The 21,196-nt window shown below is 40.1% G+C and carries 16 protein-coding genes; 11 read left to right on the top strand and 5 right to left on the bottom strand.

All coding sequences use genetic code 11. From position 1 onward, the window contains the following. Positions 1-601 precede the first annotated feature (601 nt). The 5 genes from LG34_RS15180 to LG34_RS15200 all read left to right on the top strand — a co-directional run bounded on the left by LG34_RS15180 (position 602) and on the right by LG34_RS15200 (position 13,384). Complete coding sequence (locus LG34_RS15180; protein ID WP_109216813.1) at positions 602-2,053, top strand: Rrf2 family transcriptional regulator; 1,452 nt, start codon at positions 602-604, stop codon at positions 2,051-2,053. A 59-nt stretch (positions 2,054-2,112) separates the two neighbouring features. Continuing rightward, a complete protein-coding gene (locus LG34_RS15185) occupies positions 2,113-9,987 on the top strand; it encodes a Cna B-type domain-containing protein (RefSeq protein WP_242979922.1) in 7,875 nt (2,624 codons plus the stop codon). 34 nt (positions 9,988-10,021) lie between these two features. Then, the gene (locus LG34_RS15190; RefSeq protein WP_109216814.1) at positions 10,022-11,623 is read left to right on the top strand and encodes a SpaH/EbpB family LPXTG-anchored major pilin; all 1,602 of its coding nucleotides are present in this window, start codon (positions 10,022-10,024) and stop codon (positions 11,621-11,623) included. A 92-nt stretch (positions 11,624-11,715) separates the two neighbouring features. Next, complete coding sequence (locus LG34_RS15195; protein WP_109216815.1) at positions 11,716-12,582, top strand: class C sortase; 867 nt, start codon at positions 11,716-11,718, stop codon at positions 12,580-12,582. Between the two features lies 1 nt (position 12,583). Continuing rightward, positions 12,584-13,384 (top strand): hypothetical protein, encoded by an 801-nt coding sequence (locus tag LG34_RS15200; RefSeq protein WP_109216816.1) that lies wholly within the window; start codon positions 12,584-12,586, stop codon positions 13,382-13,384. 87 nt (positions 13,385-13,471) lie between these two features. Here the strand turns inward: LG34_RS15200 and LG34_RS15205 are convergent, their stop codons facing one another. The 5 genes from LG34_RS15205 to LG34_RS15225 all read right to left on the bottom strand — a co-directional run bounded on the left by LG34_RS15205 (position 13,472) and on the right by LG34_RS15225 (position 17,260). Next, positions 13,472-15,019, bottom strand: coding sequence for a relaxase/mobilization nuclease domain-containing protein (locus tag LG34_RS15205; protein WP_109216817.1), 1,548 nt, complete (start codon positions 15,017-15,019; stop codon positions 13,472-13,474). Next, entirely contained in the window at positions 15,006-15,383 is a 378-nt protein-coding gene (locus LG34_RS15210; protein WP_109216818.1) for a plasmid mobilization protein, read from the bottom strand. The genes LG34_RS15205 and LG34_RS15210 overlap by 14 nt, the downstream gene beginning before the upstream one ends. 380 nt (positions 15,384-15,763) lie before the next feature. Continuing rightward, positions 15,764-16,177 (bottom strand): dUTP diphosphatase, encoded by a 414-nt coding sequence (locus LG34_RS15215; protein WP_109216819.1) that lies wholly within the window; start codon positions 16,175-16,177, stop codon positions 15,764-15,766. Beyond that, positions 16,174-16,947 carry an FAD-dependent thymidylate synthase gene (locus LG34_RS15220; RefSeq protein WP_109216820.1) on the bottom strand — a complete coding sequence of 258 codons (774 nt, stop codon included), beginning with the start codon at positions 16,945-16,947 and terminating at the stop codon, positions 16,174-16,176. The genes LG34_RS15215 and LG34_RS15220 overlap by 4 nt, the downstream gene beginning before the upstream one ends. Continuing rightward, positions 16,934-17,260, bottom strand: a complete 327-nt coding sequence (locus LG34_RS15225; protein WP_109216821.1) for a hypothetical protein — start codon at positions 17,258-17,260, stop codon at positions 16,934-16,936. Before LG34_RS15225 ends, LG34_RS15220 begins: the two co-directional genes overlap by 14 nt. Before the next feature lie 367 nt (positions 17,261-17,627). On the opposite strand from LG34_RS15225, the gene LG34_RS15230 reads away from it, so the two are divergent. From LG34_RS15230 to LG34_RS15255, 6 genes are all read left to right on the top strand, one after another. Further along, the gene (locus LG34_RS15230; protein ID WP_109216822.1) at positions 17,628-18,011 is read left to right on the top strand and encodes a helix-turn-helix domain-containing protein; all 384 of its coding nucleotides are present in this window, start codon (positions 17,628-17,630) and stop codon (positions 18,009-18,011) included. A 13-nt stretch (positions 18,012-18,024) separates the two neighbouring features. Beyond that, on the top strand, positions 18,025-18,195 hold the full coding sequence (locus LG34_RS15235; protein ID WP_044962841.1) for a helix-turn-helix domain-containing protein: 171 nt from the start codon (positions 18,025-18,027) through the stop codon (positions 18,193-18,195). A 137-nt stretch (positions 18,196-18,332) separates the two neighbouring features. Next, positions 18,333-19,490 (top strand): tyrosine-type recombinase/integrase, encoded by a 1,158-nt coding sequence (locus LG34_RS15240; RefSeq protein WP_109216823.1) that lies wholly within the window; start codon positions 18,333-18,335, stop codon positions 19,488-19,490. 90 nt (positions 19,491-19,580) lie between these two features. Beyond that, on the top strand, positions 19,581-20,261 hold the full coding sequence (pyrE, locus tag LG34_RS15245) for an orotate phosphoribosyltransferase (protein ID WP_109216824.1): 681 nt from the start codon (positions 19,581-19,583) through the stop codon (positions 20,259-20,261). A gap of 11 nt (positions 20,262-20,272) precedes the next feature. Then, a complete protein-coding gene (locus tag LG34_RS15250; RefSeq protein ID WP_109216825.1) occupies positions 20,273-20,764 on the top strand; it encodes a VanZ family protein in 492 nt (163 codons plus the stop codon). 11 nt (positions 20,765-20,775) lie between these two features. Then, the gene (locus LG34_RS15255) at positions 20,776-21,117 is read left to right on the top strand and encodes a DUF6142 family protein (RefSeq protein ID WP_109216826.1); all 342 of its coding nucleotides are present in this window, start codon (positions 20,776-20,778) and stop codon (positions 21,115-21,117) included. Positions 21,118-21,196: the final 79 nt, after the last annotated feature.

The raw sequence follows: 21,196 nt of genomic DNA on the forward strand, positions 1-21,196 counted from the left end.
CTCATGAGTGAGGGGCAGGGGAGTTGAAGTGTCGAAGACACTTTTTTATAAATTCAATAAAATGGGCTGATTGGTATGTAGAATGCTTATTTTTAGTTCGACAAATTGTACTGTAGATAAAATAAATTGATTAAATGTTAAATTCATTGAACATCTATTCTTAAATTAATTATTTTTTTTGTAGATATGCTTCTTTGCGTAAATGTAGGTAAAAAATACGAAATGGAACACATTTTACAATAATTTTACAAAATAGTTTCCTTTTTTGAACATTACATGAAAGAAAAAAAGAAGCTATGATAAATGCATAGAGATGAGAAAACATCTTATGAAAGTACAGACAATGAGAAAAATTAAATAAGAACCCATCATCGCATTATTATATGTTGTGGTATTATTAAATGTAAAATAGAAACGTCTTATATCTGATGATAGAGTAGAACTTCCCCATATCTTGATGAAATTGATGGATCATTTTTAAATAATCAATTTCAACGTCGAAGGAAACCAAAAGTAAGAAGAACAAAAGAAAACACATAAATGTTTATTTTTTCGAAGGAACTAATACCATTTCTGGTTTAGTTAAAAAGAAGGTGAGTATATGCAGCTTACCATTACAACGGATTATGCAATCAGGATTGTTTGTTATCTTGCTAAGAAACAGCAGATGACATCAGCAGCAGAGCTTGCACAGGAACTGCAAATCCAAATCAGTTATATTCCGAAGGTAACAAGACAATTAAAGAAAGCACAGATTATTACCGCTATGGAGGGAACACATGGCGGATATAGTCTGATAAAAAAAACAGATGATATTTCACTTTTTGATGTGATTTCCAGTACAGAGTCAACCATGACAATCAACCGATGCCTGGAAAAAGACGGATACTGTTCCAGAAATGCGACAGATACCTGTAAAATCCATAAAATTCTGTTTGATCTGCAAAGTACCTGCAATAATCGGCTTGAGAACATTATGATCTCAGATATTATTCATCAGGGAAGAGATGAATATTTTGGCCGGTTTTATGTGGTCATGAAAGTGGATTTGAATGAAAAGACATATGAATGTGTTTACTCTCATAGCAGGGAAATCTATGAGCAGGTGGCACGTACAGGCAGTTATGAAGCATTTATAGATGCTTATATAAGTACATATGTTCATACAGCGGATCAGAAGAAAATACAGGAATTTTTATCCTATCAGGAGTTGACGAATACTATTCCACATGACTGTGTGGAGGAGGATATTCATTATCGGAGAAAAGAGGATATCGATGCAGAGTCCTACGTGTGGATGGAAATGAAGAAATACATTGATCAAGATCAACATACTGCACTGATTACGTTTCATAATGCAAAAGTAATCCCGAATACAATCATTACTATGGAAGAAGAAATCCAGAAGCAGGAGCGAGATGTGGAAAAGCAATATTGGGAAATGGTTTCTTTGCTGGTGGCAGTATTAAATCATAACAATCTGTTAGAGGTGGAGCATCAGGATGACATCAGTTTTTATACTGAGCAGGTGTACCGACAGTTGCAGCAGCGTTTCCCGGAGTATGGGATTACAGAGGAAGAAATCAAGAATGTATCCCATCTGGCACCAATTCATGATATTGGGAAAATCCGGGTGCCGATTGAAATTCTCAATAAGAATGGAAAGCTTACAAAAGAGGAAATGGATGTGGTTAAGCAGCATCCGCTTACTGGAGCAGAGATGACATTGCGTTTTCCAAAAGGGGTTATGACTGAAACGCTGAATCATTATAGCTATGACATCTGCCGGTCACACCATGAACGGTATGATGGAAAAGGATATCCGGATGGTTTAAAAGGTGAGAAAATTCCGTTGTGTGCACAGGTGGTTGGGCTGGTAGATGCATATGACGCGTTGATCAGCACCCGTCCGTATAAAGGTGCATTAAGTGAGATGGAAGCAATCCGCATGATTGTAAATGGGGAATGCGGCGCATTTTCTAACCAGTTATTACAGTGCTTTTTGGCTGCCGCCATGCAGCCGGAATGGGTTGGTAAGAGAAAAGAAGCATAGACAAAATTATTTGATAGAACAGACTTCACAGATTAGACAATAGATAAGAGGCTTTTGATATGAAACAGAGAAAAAAGATAAGCAAACGATTGATCGCTGTTATCTTATGTATGGCAATCTTTCTTTCTCAAGAGAATATAGTGGATGCAGAAGATTCCAGTGGACGGGATGCTGCATATGGAAGCAGTGAGCAGGCTGTTTTTAACGATGATATGTCTGAACAGGATATGGGGGAAACTACAGAAACACTTCCGGAAGTAACCCAGTCGGAGGATGCAGTATCGACCGATGAGTTGGAAGCTTATTACCAGAATGGAAAAATCTGTATCTATAATTACGAACAGTTACAGCAGATTGGATCTGGAAATCAGGTATATACCGGGGATATAGATGGAAACATTGGCACTGGAGATGCAGTAAAGAATGCAGGAACGGTACTCACCTATTCTGCAGATGCCCAGTATCTTCTGATGAACGACATAGAGATGGATAATAGTCAGATCTGGACGGTGGCAGACAGCTTTACCGGAGCAATTACTGGAGAGTCGGTTACTGAAGATGAAACACCTGTTCTTTACGATAAAGATTCGGATACTATATATATTTACAATCCTTATCAGTTGATGGTTTTGGCACAGGAGGATTCGGAAAATGAACCCGTTATGTCCTTAGATTATGATGCTCCGCAATTTGGTATGGGACAGATGATTTATCCGGATGGCGAAAGTGGCGAATATCTTACATATAGCAAATCACACCATTACGTGATATCACAGAAATTTGATTCCGCAAAACCGGAACTTATTGCAGATCAGGTAAGAACAACTTCGGATGGAACGGCTGTGGATGGTCGTGATTTCCAGGGACAGGTCGTTAAGACCATTGGGGATAAAACCTATATCTTGATTGGAAATGAGGAACAGCTTAGGAATATTGGTTCCGGCGATAAAGTATATGGAGCCGTTTATCAGGCAATTCATCATAATGCCAAGTGGACGGTTGATCATGACAGTGATGGAAATCCAATCATGCTTTATGGCGGGGATGCCGATCTGAAGGAGACACAGAATGGAACAGCGGACTATACATTTGGTGAAAAAGGAATCCATGAAGCAGATAAAAAACTGAGTGATAAAGCAAATGAGACACTTTACGCTTACAGTGTTGGCAGATGTGGTGTAAATCAGACAACCGGAGAAATTGATCCGAATCTGGATATCGACAAAGCTGCAAATCAGACGTATAGCACAAATGCAAATTATATTATTTTCCGGGATATTGATTTATCCAGTGAGAACTGGACACCATTAATGTTCCAGGGAACATTGATCGGTGCTAAAGCGAAAGCAGACGAAAAACTTTGGAATGAAGATGGTAGCGCAATCACTGAAACAGAGAAACCTGTGATTTCCAACGTTACGGTGACACAGACTGGGGAACTGGATGTTGGGGAACAGATGGGAGTCGGATTTTTTGCAACGATTTCCGATGAATCCAGTACAGATGACATTGGTATCAGCAAAGGACTTGTAAAAGTTTCAAATTTAAAATTTGAAAATATTACCGTAGATAACCAATCGACAAAGACAAAGTTTAACCAGACGTTGGTTAGTGGATTAACTACGACGCTTGGATATACATTGGGTGCATTACTTGACGGTTTAACGTGGCTGCTCACATTTGGTTCAGTTAATGCCGGATTGAAAGAAACATTATCGAATGTCTTAAATGCCAGAAAGGATGATCCGTCTGCATTAGCAACAGGTGCCCTTGCAGGTCGTGTTATAGGTCAGGTAGAAATTTCTGGATGTGAGCTGACTGGTACAGTATCAGTATATAGTCAGAATGATGATACCGGTGGTCTGGTTGGGTATGTTTCAGGTAAGACACAGTATGATGGATTATCAAAAGCACTGGGTGGTACAGCAACGGTTCTAGCAAATATTTTAAATGTAATCCCAGGACTCGGACTTGGTGATCTGATCACAATCCTGCTTGGAAATGCAATTCCGGTGGATAAACTGATTCCAACATCTTATATCAATGCAAAAATTGAGAACTGTACGATATCAGGATTATCTGGTGAAATTGGAACAGAAGCAAAAGACTATGTCGGTGGCCTAATCGGACAACAGATTGGAGCCATTGTGGATAACTGTCATATTACAGACAGTAATTATAGTGTTGTGGCAAAGGAGTATGCAGGTGGATTTGTAGGGCTGGCAAGGGATGACGTTATAGAAGGAACTCTTTCCGGAGCCTTGGATATTGAAACGAAACTGCCGGGCATGAATCCAGAAAGCTTACTCTATGATTGTTCTTTATCTGGAGAGAATATCACAGTTACGGGAACTATTTATGTTGGCGGTTTTGCAGGAGCAATGGCAAATACCAGTGCTGTAAATGATACAGTGGCAGTAGCAAAGCAATTTGATATTACTGCAAGTGGTAATAATGCCGGAGGATTTGCCGGAATTGCGACACTTGGATGGGGAGCAAACCTTGGAAAAGGAGATACAAAGGACAATCTGCTTGGTGGTGTGGTTGACCTGGTCGTAAAACTGCTCAGTAGTAATCCGGGGGCAACGACCTCACTGTTATCCCTGGCTGGTGTTAATCCTTCCTATATTTTAGGATGCCAGATAAATGCACCTTTAAAACTGGAGGGAGTAGATTATGTAGGTGGAATTACAGGAAGAGGCGATGGAGCCTATATTACTGCTTCCAGTGCAGATTATCTGAAAAAAGTATCCTATTGGAAGAACGGTATATATACCATAAATATAGAGGCAAAGACAACTTCGCTGCAGGGTGCCCTATCTATCCGCGGAAAAGACTGTGTGGGTGGTATTGCTGGTTCTATTGGAACGGCAAGTGTAGCAGGTCTGTTAAATACAACCTTAGGTGTGGCTTCTTATCTTGCATTTACGGTGGATGAAGTAACACTGAATGGAGCAGAAAATGGATTAGAAATTTCTGGAAGCGGAGAGCGGATCGGTGGTGCAATCGGAGAAGCCATCGGAGGAAGCATTGCAAATACTTCGGTTTCGAATCTTGCAGAAGTCAAAGGAAACAATATGGCAGGCGGATTCATCGGCCTAGCTGGTCCTGGTGATCTGGCTGGTACAGATGGTGGCTTAACTGTAAACCTTCTGGGTCTGAATTATGTATTGAAGCTCAGCAACCTTTTGTCCCTGGGACAGGCGGTAGAAGTTAAAGTGACAGATGCAACAGTTAGCGGAATTGCGGACGGATTCAGTGTTGAAGCGACTGGAAGCAGGAGCGATAATTCAACCGTTGAATATGCTGCATCCGGATTTGCTGCCCGTAGCAACAGCACAAAAATTGAAAACTGTCAGGTTCAGGCATTGAAATCAGTAACTGCGACAGAGAACGGTGGTTCTGCCGGAGGATTTGTTGGTATTTCAAAGACTGGCGGACTTGCTGAAGTCGGTGATGAGACATCTGTAAAAGCACTGATTGAAGCAAATGGATTAGTAAATGCAGTGAAATACCTGATTCCTTCTTATACAGAATGCACTGTTACCTATGTAACTGGTGGTGGCGTAGCTGCAGATATTGCCGGAGGATTTGCTGGAGATTTCCAGAGTGGAACCGTCGATAATCAGGCTGCAGGAGAAGGTAATTATTACGCTGTTTATAATCTGGATTATGTCAACGGACAATCCTATGCCGGAGGGTTTGGTGGAAATGTATATTCGGGAGCCCTAGCAGATGCGGGAAAAGGAATCAGTATTCTTGGAAGCATCAATGGACTGAACATCAATATTGGCGAACTGCTTAATCTGATCAATGCATACATTCCGGAAATTTCCTATGCCGGAGTCAAATCGGAGGATGGATTTAGAGTTTCTGCAGATGCGGTTCGATCGGATGATAGTAATTCTGGAAGTGCCGGTGGCTATATCGGGTATGGCAGTGGTGTTCAGATAAGTAATTGTGATGTGTCGAATCTGAAGCATACAAAGGTAGAGGCACCAAAAGATTTAGAGACAACGGATGGTTCCAGTTACTTTGATACAAAACAGAGTACGTATGCTGTGACAGGAGCAAGATATGCAGGCGGCTATATTGGCTATATGGATATCGGTTCGGCGGCATCTGTCGGAAAAGGATTGAGTGTTCTTGGAACAGCAATCGGAATCAATGACGTGTTGGATGCTTTAAATGTAGTGGTATCTACGGTAGAACATTCCAATGTAACCGGAAACACAGGTGGATTTGCAGTAAAGGCATCCTTTAAAAATACAGAATCGGATGCAACGGCAGATGATGTTCTTGGAGATGCCGGAGGATTTGCCGGAAAAATATCCGGGGGACACATCCAGGATTCCAATGCTTATAATTTTTCCTATGTAGTAGGACAGATTACAGCAGGAGGCTATGTAGGAGATCTGGAACCTGGAAATGTGGCGAGTGTCCTTGGAGATGCAAGCATTCTGGATGGATTGGTCAGTGTAAAAGATACATTGGCATCGGTTGCACAGGATTTTGTGCCGACAATCCGAAACAGTTCTACCACCTGCATTCCATGTGGCGGAGCAGTCCGGGCAGAAGCAGTATCGACAACAGAATTGCAGAGAGGTCTGGCTGGTGGTTATGTAGGACATAACGAAGGCGGACATATCTGGGGTAATAATACAAAGAAATGGAAAGGGCAGGATTATACCGGACCGACAAGTATCTGTGAAGCAGTCCGTATCCGATCCGTTTACGGAGCAGAAATTGCCGGAGGATTTACCGGATTGATGGAGGCAGCAGATACGGCAAGTGCCGGAAGTCTTTCCTTATTATGGGGACTGGTAAAAGCGGATAATCTTTTAGGAGCTTTAAGTATTGTATATCCGACAGAAGAAAATACGGCGGTGTATGGACCGCTTGCCAAGATGGATTATCAGTCCTGGAATTCCTGGGTACAGTACGTTGGAAAATATGGCGGTTATGGAAGTGATTTAGCGAAAAAAGGAACGGTAAATAGTCAGGATGCATTAGATGCAATCCTTGGAAAATATGAATACGGCTATACAGTCGTGGCAGGAAGAAGCCAATATAAGGATAAAACAACCATAGCGGAAGGTGGAGCAGCAGGCGGTTATGTTGGTTCTATGCATACCGGAACAATCACCAATGGTCAGGCATATCAGACGAAAGCAGTCAGGGCACTTCGATGTGCCGGAGGATTTGCCGGAGAAATGGTCAATGGTGGGGCTGCTAATCTTGGAACAGTCAGCATCCTTGGATTAAACCTGGAGTTGGGACAGATGTTAAATGTTCTGGATGTATTCGTTCCGGTAATCAAACAGTCCTCCGTAGAAGGATATCAGAGTGGGTTATCTGTACAGTCCAATGGAACGGATTCCAGGGGAACCTGTGGTTATGCTGGCGGCTATATTGGTCGCATGATCGGAGGTCAGATCTGGGGAAATGAAACGGATGCCTGTCAGATTATAAAGCTACGGCGTGTAGATGGAACAAATTATGTAGGCGGCTTTGTTGGAAATGCGAAACCGGGTAGTGTGGCATCAGTGAATACTACTGCCGGGGAAGATTTATTAAGCAAGTTGCTAAACAGTCTAATCAAAGCACCGGCAGATATGATCAAAGTCCTGGATGCGACAGTTGCAACGATACGGTATGCGGATGTCTCTTCTTGGGATGACTGGGGCATTATCGTTAATGGAGCTTACGATAACGGAACAAATAATACCGCCTATGCAACGGCGGCAGGCGGATTTGCAGGAAGCCTTTCCGGAACAGTGCTTGGAAAGAAAGATACTAAAGAGGCAGGAATCTCAGCATCTGGAATCCGGTCCGTTATAGGTGGTGAATATGCCGGAGGATGCTTTGGCATTGCGGATGTGGATGCCGGGGTTCAGGTATCGGCAGGAAATGAGACATCTATCTTGAGATATTTGTTAAAGCTTGGTCAGATCGATGTACTGGATGCATTCAGAAGTTATGTATATTACGGATCAGTCAGTGGAAGTAAGGATGCCGGAATAAGTGTTAAGGCAAATACTGCAACGAAATCCGGTCAGAATGATCATGTAACATACAGTGGAAATGCAGGTGGATTTGGCGGAGCGTTATTAAACAGTTCTGTAAAAGGCAGTACCGTAAGTGATTTAAGTGATGTGACTGGATTAAACAGTACAGGAGGATTTATCGGATATTCCGGAAAGAGCGGAGTCGTTGATGTGAGCAAGTTGGATGTGCTTGGTGACAATATGGGACAACTGCTTGGAGGTGCCCTTGGTGTCCTGGATGTGTTCGGTTCCCATGTGGACGACAGCAGTGTATCCGGTATTATGGGTGGCTATACAGTAGCAAGTGCCGGCGGCGAAGAACCGATTTCCGGAGGATTTATCGGATATGCAAATCTGGCAAGAATGTCAGGCTGCAGTGCTGGGGATGAAACCGATCAGAAAGCCGGATTGAAGCAGGTTGCTTCTCAGGGAACAGCAGGTGGCTTTGTCGGCAGGACAAGTTTTGAATATCTGGCAGATATCAAATTGGATTCCACTGTTGTGAAGGCACTTGTCACTATTTTAAATCAGTTGGTAAAAGCCTTGTATCTGGATAAGATCCAGGAATCTAATTTATTGAATATTAATCTTGGTATCATTAAAATCCAGGCTCTGTACGATGGAAATTTATTACATGTAAATCTTTTGGGATTAGATATTTCCGTTGCACTGGCAAAAAAATCGGATACAAATCCGGATGAAACAGATTTTGCAATCATTACGATTGGTGATTCCACGATTAAACTGCCATGTAACAGTGATGGCATCATTGGATCAGATAGTGATACGGAATCAACAATCAGCATCAGTCTGATTAAGGCAAACCGTACAAAGATTACAGACAGTAAGGTGTTTGGAATTGCCAACGGCTATGATGTGTATGCTGGAGGAGCTTCTAATGATGCGGATGGTACCGGAAAATCAGGACGGAGTGGCGGATTTGTCGGTTATAACGATGAAGGACTATTGCAGGATAACAACATGTATTATTGCGATGTGGTTCGCGGAACTTCTGATCTGGTTGGACCGTTCAGTGGTAAGAGTGACCTTAGTTCAGTATACGGTTTTAATACAAAGAAAAATGTGGAAGGCGAAAACAATATCTACCGTATTTATCGAAAAGCAGATGCAGCGTTGGATGAAATCAAGAAAAATGCGGCGATTCTGAACAGCAGCTTTGAAAAAGATATATCCAGTGGATGGAGTATTTTCTCCATTGCACATATGCAACAGGTGGAAAGTTATGACACATTAAAAGATGCAAAGTTGGAGAGTGATACTGGAACACAGACGGCTTCACTGGATGCCTATGAATCTTCTGCAAAAGCGGTCTTGATGGCAGATACACAGACTTACCTAAATTCAGGTGGAAGTGATACACCAGAACCGTCAGAGTCACAGGATCCATGCGATAAACTGGTGAACCTGACCATTAACAAAGTCTGGAAGGACTTGAACAATGCAAGTAAGCTAAGACCAGACAACATAACGGTAACAATATCTCGTACCTGGACAGACAGTAACAACCAGGAACAGACAGAACCAGTTTCTGGGTACGAGAGTTACACTATAAATGGTTCCGTAGATAATACAACTTGGAAGGAAGTGATCAGTGGATTACCGGCATATAAGGCCGATGATGATGGAACCGTTCACTATTATACCTATTCCATTACGGAAGCAAAGGTAGATGGTTATGCAACAACGATAACTACATCGGATGATGGATTTACGTTTACGATAGCCAACAGACATTTTTCCATTCTGCCAGATACAGGTGGAAATGGTAGATACTTTATTTACTTGATAGGTATCCTGCTTTTTGGAGTTTATCTTGCAATGCGAATGAAGAAGTGTAAGGAAAACAAAAAAGCAGAACAGCTATAAAAACGTTATTTTCGAAAGAAAGAAGGAGAAAGCTATGAAAAAGATGAAAAAAATCATGGCAGTATTACTGGCAGCAGTCATGACACTGGCAATGGCAGTAACGGCATTTGCCGACGAAGGAAAAACAACTACTGGAAAAGGAACACTTACAGTTAGTGTGAAATCAGGAACGACACCAGCACAGACACTGAAAGATCAGACTATTTATCTGTACAAATTATTTGATGTAACAGAGTCTGGTTCCGATGAAAATGCTCATTATGCATACACTGTGAATACAACTGATGGATATAAAAAAGCAATCGTGTCTGCATTGAATAATGATAAAATCACTGAAGATTCTACCGATGAAGAAATTGAAAATGCTGTAAGTAGTCTTGGATCTGATAATGCTAAAGAAGTACAGAATTTCGCTAATGCTTTTAGAAAGTATGCTTTAAAAAATAAAGTAGCTGCAACAAAAGATTCTGGAAAAATTATAGATGAGACAAAAACAGACTATCAGTTTACAGGATTAGAGTATGGTTATTATTTAGTATGTGTAGGAAGCGTAAACAGCATTCAGGCTTCTTTATTAACTGTGGATGCAACACATAATGCGGTCGCTTTGAAATCAGAAGCACCGGATATCACAAAAACAGCAGATAAAGATGCTGAGACAGTTCATGTAGGACAGACTGTAACATATACAATCAAAGGAACTGTTCCGGATATGACAGGCTATGATAATTATGTATATAAAATTCACGATACATTAACAGATGGCCTTGATTTTGTAACCAATGATAATGGAACAAAAGTAAAAGTAAGCGTTAAAATTAATGGAACAGAAGTCGCAGATGTAACAACAGCAGATTTTGTTGGCAGTGATGGAAATGTTTCTGATACTGCAACAAGAACAATGCTTCTTGACTTATCCCAAAAAGTACAGGCAGCTACTGCAGGACAGGAAATTGAAGTAACATATCAGGCAACTGTAAATAAAGATGCTGTTGTTGAAACAAAAAATAGCGCTTCATTAGAGTATAGTAATAATCCTGGAGATGAGAAAACAGGAACAACAAAACCTCATGAAGTTGTTACACCTACTTATCCATTAGATGTTAAGAAAACCGATACTCATAGTACAATGTTAGCAGATGCACACTTTACATTATATGGTGCAAATGAAGATGGAACTATTGATAAAACAAATGTTATTAAGGTGACAAAAGATACAGATGCAAATGGTAAATATACCTATGCGGAGGATCAGAATGCCACAGATGCGATCACAGATGTTATTACAGTAGGATCTGGTATTGACGAAAAGGATTACAATTTACATATCAATGGTTTAAAAGCGGGTGTTTATTATCTGGAAGAGACTCAGGCTCCGGATGGCTATAATAAACTGGCTGCACCTGTAAAAGTAACAATTAAAAAAACAGGTGATACAGATTATACTGTTTCAACTCCAAATAAACAGGGTGTGGATACAGAAGAAGATAAAATCATCGACATTGAAAACAGTACTGGTTCCCTTCTTCCGTCAACTGGTGGCAGAGGAGCAATCGCATTTGGTATTGTTGCAGCAATCCTTGTATTTGGAGTAGTTGTAAGCTTTATGCGTGATAAAAGAAAAGCAAATCTGTAATTGATTTTTTCATACAGAAAAGTATTTGGAACAAGCGGTTATTCCCAGTGTGGAATAGCCGCGGTTCCGGATATGACAACAGGGAGGATGCAATGAAAGGTAAGAGAAAAAGAAAGATCACTGTCAAGGATATTATTCGACTGATCGTGCTTTTGGTTGCATGCGCCGTATTGTTATATCCGACTTATAGCAGTTATTTAAATGAGAAGAATGGCTCTAAAGTTATTTCTGATTATGATGAAGCCAGCGTAAAGTTAAGCAAAGCAGAAAAAGAGCAGATGTTGGAAGATGCAAGAGCCTATAATCAGGAGATGCTTGGAAATATTGACTTGATCGATCCTTTTTCACAGACAGAACCAGAAATTGATGAACGGTATGAAAGTTTATTGAACGTCAATGGTTCCGGTATGATGGGATATCTGAAAATCCCAAAGATTAATCTGGAACTGCCAATTTATCATGGTACGTCAGAATCCGTTTTGCAGGCTGGCGTAGGACATTTTCAGGGAACATCCCTTCCGGTCGGTGGGGAGAGCACCCATACGGTATTGACCGGCCACAGGGGCTTGCCGGATAAAACATTATTTACGAATCTGGATAAGATGGAGATGGGGGATATTTTTTATATCAAAGTCTTGGATGAAACATTGGCTTATGAAGTAGATCAGATTTTAACGGTGCTTCCACAGGATACAGAAGAGTTATCCATTGTGTCAGGGGAAGATTATGCAACGTTGGTTACCTGCACACCGTTTGCTATCAATACACACAGGCTTTTGGTAAGAGGACATCGAATCCCATATGAGGAGGCAACCGCGAAAGAGCCAGATGGAAACATCAGACCAAAATTATCCATGATCGCAAAAGTCTTGATTATCACATTGATTATTATTTTTATCATTTTGATTGGAGCAATCGTTTATAATGCAAAAAGCAGAAAGCAAAGGAGAGCGAAATAACGTGAAAATGAGAACTAGAACAAAAAAGTTTAATACAGTTTTGGTAGTTATCTTTTTGCTGGTCTGCTGTATGCTGATTTTGCAAAGTGATGAATGCTTTGCAGCACCTAGAACAGGAAATATTGAAATTGATTTTAAAGGAAGGACTGACGATATTGATGATGTACTTCTTTCAGGGGCGAAATTTGAAATATTTCCGATTCAATATATGGATAACGGAATGATGGTCTGGCGAGATGAGTTTGCCAAGTGTGGTGTTTCCCTGGATGATACCAGTTCCGAAGCCAGAGAGAAGCAGGCAAAACAACTGTTCCAATATGCAAAAGATCACAATATAACAGGAATTATCCATACGACAGACAGTAACGGACATACACATTTCCTTGATCTTGCAGAAGGAATGTATCTGTTAGCTGAAATAGGGGATGTTACGGAAGGTGTGGATGTATTTGATTCAGAACCATTTTTAGTACGAATCCCGTCAGAAATCAGTGGTAAGTTTGAATATGATGTAGATGTGGAACCAAAGGCAGAATGGATCTCCCATGAAGGTCATCCGGTCGGACCAGATCCAGAACCAGAACCAGAGCCGATACCAAATGATACAACGACGGATGAACCGGGACAGACACTGAATCATACCAAGGAGCAACAGGAAGGAACGACCAGTATAGAAAACCCGGTTGTGCAACTGATCCATCGTGTAAAGACTGGTGATACTAATCAGGTTTTTTTATGGGGAGGTATAATGGTAGCTTCAGTTTTAGCGATTCTTTGTGTGAATAAAAGGTATAGAAGATGATTTTTAAGAAGGATATCTATCGAAATTATGTAAGCATAAAAATTGATTGATATCCTTTTTTATACTTCAAAGTAATTGATGTGAATTCTATAATTCAGTATTGTGGCTTTTGAGATAACTTGGCATTTGATGCTGCAAAATAGAATCTACATTGTGCCGGACAATATCCAGTTCAAGTACCTGACTTTTACAATCAGAGAGTATATCTTTGTAGGCATCTAAAGAAATTTGCAGACTGGATTTTTTCTCATATAATTTCTTAAGGGAAGGTATGGTATTTCCTGATAAATTCTGGTTTAACCAATCTCTGGCAAACTCATATGCCTGGATTTCGGAAGTATGATTTTTTCGGTAAAGTCCTTTGTTTTTGGAATTTAAAAAGGTAGCGTATACTTTTTTGTAGGTCAGATACTGCCCGGTATAACGAATTTGTTTGTTTAGATCTTTTATCTGTAAGGATAGATTCGTGACCTGATCCTGTGCTTTTTGCTGTTGCATAAAGGAAGCAGCATAAGCAGATTCAAGGGAAGTCCTGTTGTCTATGTCATGTTTTTGCAGATAGATGATCGTATTTGCCATCTGTTTTAAATTTGTGATTTTTACTTTATTTGCATAAGCTGGATTCTGCATTGCTTTTATATTTGCTTGCAGATCTACAACCAGGCGCAAATGTGATTTTACAAAAATAATAGACAGCGGGTCTTTTTGAAGAAATACCTGTTTCAAGTGTTCTTTTCCGTATCGTGTTCCGAGCGTACGCTCAGTAATCCGTTTATTACGTTCTGGGTGCAGGTAACTGTAACGGCCCCGGTGATCAGTAACAGATATCTGGTATTTTTCAAAAAGTACAGACTGAAATTCTTCAAAATTTTTACAGACAGGGGCACATTCATCAATGGCATCTCTGAGATATTGTTTCTGTGTTTGAAATTTTTCAGATGCTGGTTTTAATCCAGAATCAATAATTTCCTGATTTATCTTATCAAGTTTTTTCTGACCGGATTTCTGCAACCGGTATTCTTTATCTGTGATTTTTTTCTCAGCCGGGGAGAGCAGGTCTATCTGGTGCAATCCATGTTCTTGGCACATATCCATAATTTCCTTTTTGAAATATTTGGTGAATTTATCGGTGGCTCTATGCTTATATCCAGCTTCATGATCGTGGGGCTGTGACATATAGGGAGATCTTTCTGCCGTATATTTCCGCACGCTGTTGATAACGATATGAGTATGAATATTCCCAGAATTGTTGTGTCCGTCTGTATGTGTGACGACAAGAGCCTGGTATCCCGGAAATATTTTCTTCGCAAGAGCCAGACTGAGGGCTTGTGCTTTTTCGCCTGTCAGACCACATTCTTCCACATCAGTAGGATCGTAACTTATAATGTAATGATGGCTTTTAATATCAGAAGCTTTTTGATTTTTACGAAAGATCTTGTTGGTGATCTCACATTCCTTGTCAAAAGATTCTGGGGTACATAAAAGACCATCGATGTAATATGCTTCCCGGAGGATTGGTCTGCCGGATTCATCAAGGATCTTTTTCCCAGTATTTTCATCATGCTGAAAAAGCAGATAATCTATCGCATCTGAATAATTCGCATTTCTGCTTTTGATATGTTTAAGAACCGCCATTTGTATCACCTGCCATTTCCAAAACTTTTTTCCTTAATTTGAAAAGATCTGCAATACACTGGTGGATTTCATCTTCAATAGAAAGAGCGCGCATACCGCCGGTATTAAAATATTTTGCTATCTGATTCAGATTGGAGCCGATTTTTCCATATTCGCTAACAAGCTTTTTCAAATCGTCCATGTCTGCAACGATCTCATATGTAACAGGAACGGTTCCATTTAGGATTAACTGTCGAATATATTCTGATCGTGATAATCCAGCCATAGATGCAGTACGATTTACAATATTTAATTCAATATCTGTAAGTTTGATGGTGATAACATTTTTATATTTTAAGTGATTTTGCTTATTCCTTACAGTCATAGTATCCCTTTCTCAACATTAATAGATATTTTTAAAATCCACTGAAATATCGGCTGTCCCGTCTGATAAAGATTCAGTGTTGCGACCACATTTACTGTGGAAGCCAGATACGCACCTTGGGTGCTAAACGAGGGTATGGGGAAACGTAATCCCCATCAAGATAGCGACTTAGAAGTAGGACCGAAACCATGAAAATGGGTTAAGGTAATACCTAAGTGGATCTTGCTCTTGAAGAGATATACCCTTTCATAAAACGTGTAGGTACAGAGAATTATACAAAAGAGATTGAATAAAAAATAGAAAAAACATAGAAGAACAAATTGAAAGGCACCGGAAGAAACCGATGCCTTATTTTAATATGATCAGAAAAATCTGGTATTTTATTGCCCGGTGCTTCCAAATGCACCTGTCCCACGTTCTGTGCCAAGCTCTAATACGAAATCCGCAATTACCACAGGTGTGATCACTAGCTGACCGACGCGTGTGTCTTTTGGAATAATCTGGATAGATGTACTTACATTGCTGATGATCGCATGAATTTCACCCCGATATCCGGAATCAATCGGTGGAAGTTCGCAGACAAGACCTTTTACTGCCATGCTACTTCTGGGGAAAACATATCCGGCATATCCGTCTGGAATGATCAGTCCAAAGCCAAGAGGGATTCTTGCAATTTCCCCTGGTTTTAAGGTGCAGTCATAAGGCATGAATACATCTGCACCGGCATCATTTTCGTGTGGCCGGAAAGGATGATGATCTTTTTTCAGACCAAAGTCAATGAGTTTAATTTTCATGATGATTCACCTCTTTTTTGTACAAGCAGTGGATAGTCCGACTGCAGGATTTTATCGGGCGTCCAGATTTTTGGAATAGATCTGTTGCAGGACATTTGCTTTTCCAGACAGGAACTCCTCTGGCAAAAAGGTCCGGTCAGATCCGGGGCAAAAAGGATAGGACTCAACCGATATAATTTTTCCCAGATCTGGAGCATAACGATACGTGTCTCATCTGTATTTCTTCTGCAGGTTCTCTGACCGATCATATGTTTCCACTGGTAAGGTGTTGCACTGATAATCAGGACATTTCGCAATCCCTGTGGTGTCGCATATCCAGCAGCATCATGACTGATTCCAGCAGCGCAGAGTTTTTCATAATTATTGAGATCAGACTGGCAGCTTTTTGTGTAAAGTTCCTGAATGCTGTTTTCTGCTTTCAGAATTTCATAGGGAATTGCAAATGCTGCATGTCCTGAATAATTGCTGTACTGCAGGGAAGCACTCATATATTTTACTTCATTCTGATGTCTTGTAATCTGTGTCAGAAAACGTCTGCTTGCTCCAACCACAGCAACAGTGATGACCATAAATTTCTGTACAGTTGGATGTGGAAGTCCGGCAATATGCTCTACTGTTTCTTTGCTATAGGTCTGATGATAAAGATCCATCAGATCTTCCATGTTGCGGATCGTATGGCCGCGTTGCGTGAGCCTGGCCGCGAAAACCATATTCTGTTCTGCTTCCTGAATGCCGTAACAGTTCAGGATAGTTGTTTCAATGTGATTCATAGGCATGTTCCTCCTTTACAAGTGCTTTCAGCAGGATCAGGTAATTGATGCTGTCAGTGATTTTTTCGTCCCATTGCTCCAATTCAAAATGAAGCAGATTAGAATAGCACATATCATATATGGATACGACATGTTTTGATATCATACCTGCCAGAGCCGCTTTTGGATCACAATTCTGTAAAGCGGCAGCCATCTTGAATGCACTGAGTCTGTCTGTGTTATCGCCGGTGTATTCTTTCTTTTTGTGAGTAAGAATATCCGAACACTTTTTCATTTGAATTTCAAATACATCGTTAAATTCTTCTTGTGTCATGTGATAAATCCTCCTTCTGTAATCAGGGGTTCTATGAAATGAACTGCACCGATATGTCAGCTGTCCCTTCTGGCATGGTTGTGATGCTGAGGATCATTTTATAGAAACGCTCCTTCATAAATTGTGTGGGTGAAGAGGCTTATACAAATATATAGTGAAATAAAAAGTTGAAAATTTTACCAGATTCTTTTGTATAGCACTGAGCTGATAAACGATTAGTGAAAGAAGTAATAACGCATATACATAGGAATGCAGGCACGATGGGACAGGTGCCATTGCTGATGTATACACATGGCAAAATGCTGGAAAGGATTGGTGGAGATAAGAATTAGAATATTACAAATTTATCGAATGGAAGAGGTAGAAGATGATCTATAACATTTATGCAGTAGGAGATTCTTTGCGCAATATCGGAAAAAAATATGGTTATACACAAAATGATATGGCAGAGAGTCTTGGCATTAGTTATACACACTATTCTCAGATTGAGCAGGGAAGGCATCATATGAGTATGCAACTTATGATGAAGATTGTTTCAAAGTACGGTGTGGATCCGAATAGTCTGCTAGGCATACAAAAGGAAAGGCAAAGTACGGATGAAGAGATCTTGATCTTGGAACGGAAATTGAAAAACCTGAAACCTGTTGAACGGGAATATGTGATTTCTATATGCCTGATTTTAGTAGAAGGCTTTGAATGTAAAAAAAGTAAGATGTCAAGATCTAATAATAAATACACTAGAAATGTTTAGGAGCAATAGCATTATGGATAAAAAACTTTTAAATATTAAGGAAATCTGTGAATACCTTGGCATAGGCGAGACAAAAGCAAGGGAACTTGTTAGAGGATGTAATGGATTTGGAATAAGAATAGGGAATCGATGGTATGCAGATAAGCGAAAGTTAGATGCATGGATTGAAAGAGAAGCTACATAAAAATAAAAAGAAAAAAAGAAAAACCAAATAGAATTTTATGGCTGTTAGTTGAAAAATGAGGTATTGCATAGTATACTATTTTATATCTATGCAATACTTTTTGGTTTACTTAATTAATCAGAAAGGACTTGATAGGTGTGGGAAAATCGTTAAATGGAAAAGAACTGGGAAAGGGAATAAGTCAAAGAAAAGAAGACGGGTTATATATAGCAAGATTTACAAATAGGTTCGGTAAAAGACAATCAATTTCAGATCCTACTTATAATGGAATCCAAAAAAAATTGCGAATTGCACGGCAGGAAGATGATGCTGCAATAAATGTTGTTCATAGTAATATGACTTTGGATGAATGGTTTGATAAGTGGATTTCAATTTGTAAAAAAAATTGTAGAGATAATACAAAAGATACTTATACCAGACATTATAAGCGTGTGAAAGATGCATTGGGGTGGCGGAAATTGAATAAGCTGAATTTGATGGTAATGCAGGATGCTATTAATAATTTGGAAACAGATAACCAAAGAAAAAATAGTAAAAAAGTTTTGGTTGATATGCTTGAAAAGGCATATGCATCAGATTTGATCGTCAAAAATATTGCAAAGCAGATAAATACTGATATTACCAGAGAAGAGAAGAAAACGAGGCGTGTTTTGACTGTTGAGGAACAGGAGATTTTCTTAAAAGAAGCTGAAAATACAATATATTATTATCTGTTTATAGTTGCTCTGGAAACGGGGATGCGACTTGGCGAACTTGCTGGATTACAGTGGAAAGATATTGACTTCAAGAAAAAAGTAATTCATGTAAGACATTCTCTGACATATTTTTCTAAAAATGGAAAATATGTATTTCAGATGCATCCAACGAAGACAAATAAAGGATTAAGGGATATACCATTGACAGCTATTGCGATTGACGCATTACACCAACAGTCTTTTAAAAAGAAACGAATTGTGAATCAGGGCAAAGAACCGTTAGAAGGTTATGAGGATCTTGTGTTTGTTACTAAAAACAATAAACCAACAACACAATTTCTTGTAGGTGAATGTATAGAAGGCATAATGCGTAAAATACATAAACATAATCCGGATTTGATTTTTGAGAGAGTTACACCACATTGTTTCAGGCATACATTTGCAACAAGGTGGTTGGAAGCTAATATACCGCTTAAAACAGTATCTCAGATACTGGGACATTCTCAGTTACAGCTTACAACAGATTTATACATGCATGTTACGGCAGATATGTTGTTCGACAGTTTGGAACAGTTTGAACGTAAACGGCATGTAGGGTAAATGAAAAATGGCACAGTAGTGGTACAGTAGCACCTAAAATAGAAAAAGGAAAATCCCAGAAATGGCTTAAAATAAGGAGGAAACAGCAGAATGGAAGCTTACAAACAGGAGTTTATCGAATTTATGGTAGAAAGTGATGTTTTAAAATTTGGAGAGTTTACCCTGAAAAGCGGCAGAAAATCTCCATTTTTTATGAATGCAGGCGCTTATGTGACTGGTTCTCAGTTAAAGAGACTTGGTGAGTATTATGCAAAAGCAATTCATGATAAATACGGGGATGATTTCGATGTATTATTCGGACCGGCTTACAAAGGAATCCCGATCAGCGTTGTAACAGCTATTGCATACAGCGAGTTATACGGAAAAGAGGTTCGTTACTGCTCAGATCGTAAAGAAACAAAAGACCACGGTGCAGACAAAGGAAAATTCCTTGGAAGTACTTTGAAAGACGGCGATCGTGTCGTTATGATCGAGGATGTTACCACTTCCGGAAAATCCATGGAAGAGACGGTTCCGAAGGTACGTGAAGCTGCAAACGTAGAAATCGTTGGTCTGATGGTTTCTCTGGATCGTATGGAAGTTGGAAAAGGCGGCAAGAAATGCGCTCTTGAGGAAGTAAAAGATCTGTACGGTTTCGAGACAAATGCTATCGTAACTATGGCAGAGGTGGTTGAGCATCTGTACAACCGTGAGTGCAATGGCAAAGTGGTCATCGATGATACATTAAAAGCTGCCATTGACGCATATTATGAGCAGTATGGCGCAAAATAAGCATTGCGGCAATGTTTATAAATAATCATAAAAAACAAATTCGACTTTTATGCAGAGTATTGTTTGCGCTGTATATCGCCGGTCTGGTGTACTTCCTGTTTTTTGCGGATATGCTGGACCGGGTCGGAATTGAGCGCAGTTATCATTACAATGTGATTCCGTTCAGGGAGATCCGGAGATTTATTGTATATGCGGATCTTCTGGGACCGGTGGCAGTGATTTCCAATTTATTTGGGAATATTGCCATTTTTATGCCATTTGGTTTTTTGGTCCCGATCCTGGGCAGAAAAAAACGGAAATTCTGGTTCACAGCACTGGCGAGTTTTGAACTGAGTCTGAGTGTGGAATGCATTCAGCTTGTAACCAAAACCGGCTGCTTTGATGTGGACGATATTTTCCTGAATACAATCGGTGGAATGTTGGGGTATCTGGTCTATGCGCTGGTGCAGCGCAAGCGGGACCGGGATGCCGATGCCAGAAGGCTGAAAGAGCAAAAACATTAAGGAGGCAACGTATGGCAAGCAGCAGAAGAGAATATTTTCGCCGGACACGAAAGACCCGGATGAGGGATTTAAAACATTCCCCTACCGGGATTTTGTCTTTTTGTACAGCAATGGCGGCGCTGGCGGTATTTTGTACCGCGGTGATCCAGTCGTTTCTGGCATCCGGTGAAGGTGGATATAAAGTAGGTGGTCTGGGATTAATTGGATTGATCCTGGCACTTGGCGCATTGATCTGTGGAATTTTTGCAGTGAAGGAGCCAAAAATCAGACCATTGCCCCCAAGACTTGGCATTGTGTTTGGCGCAGTGCTGACCGTTGGACTTGGCGGCATGTACATATACGGTTTGATGTAAATCATGATTCAGCGCAAAAGAAACACATTATTTGAACGCAGAATAAGCATTCCCCAGCTTCAAGTGCGTGGAGCACTAA

This window comes from Eubacterium ramulus (assembly GCF_003122485.1).
GTDB lineage: Bacteria > Bacillota > Clostridia > Lachnospirales > Lachnospiraceae > Eubacterium_I > Eubacterium_I ramulus_A.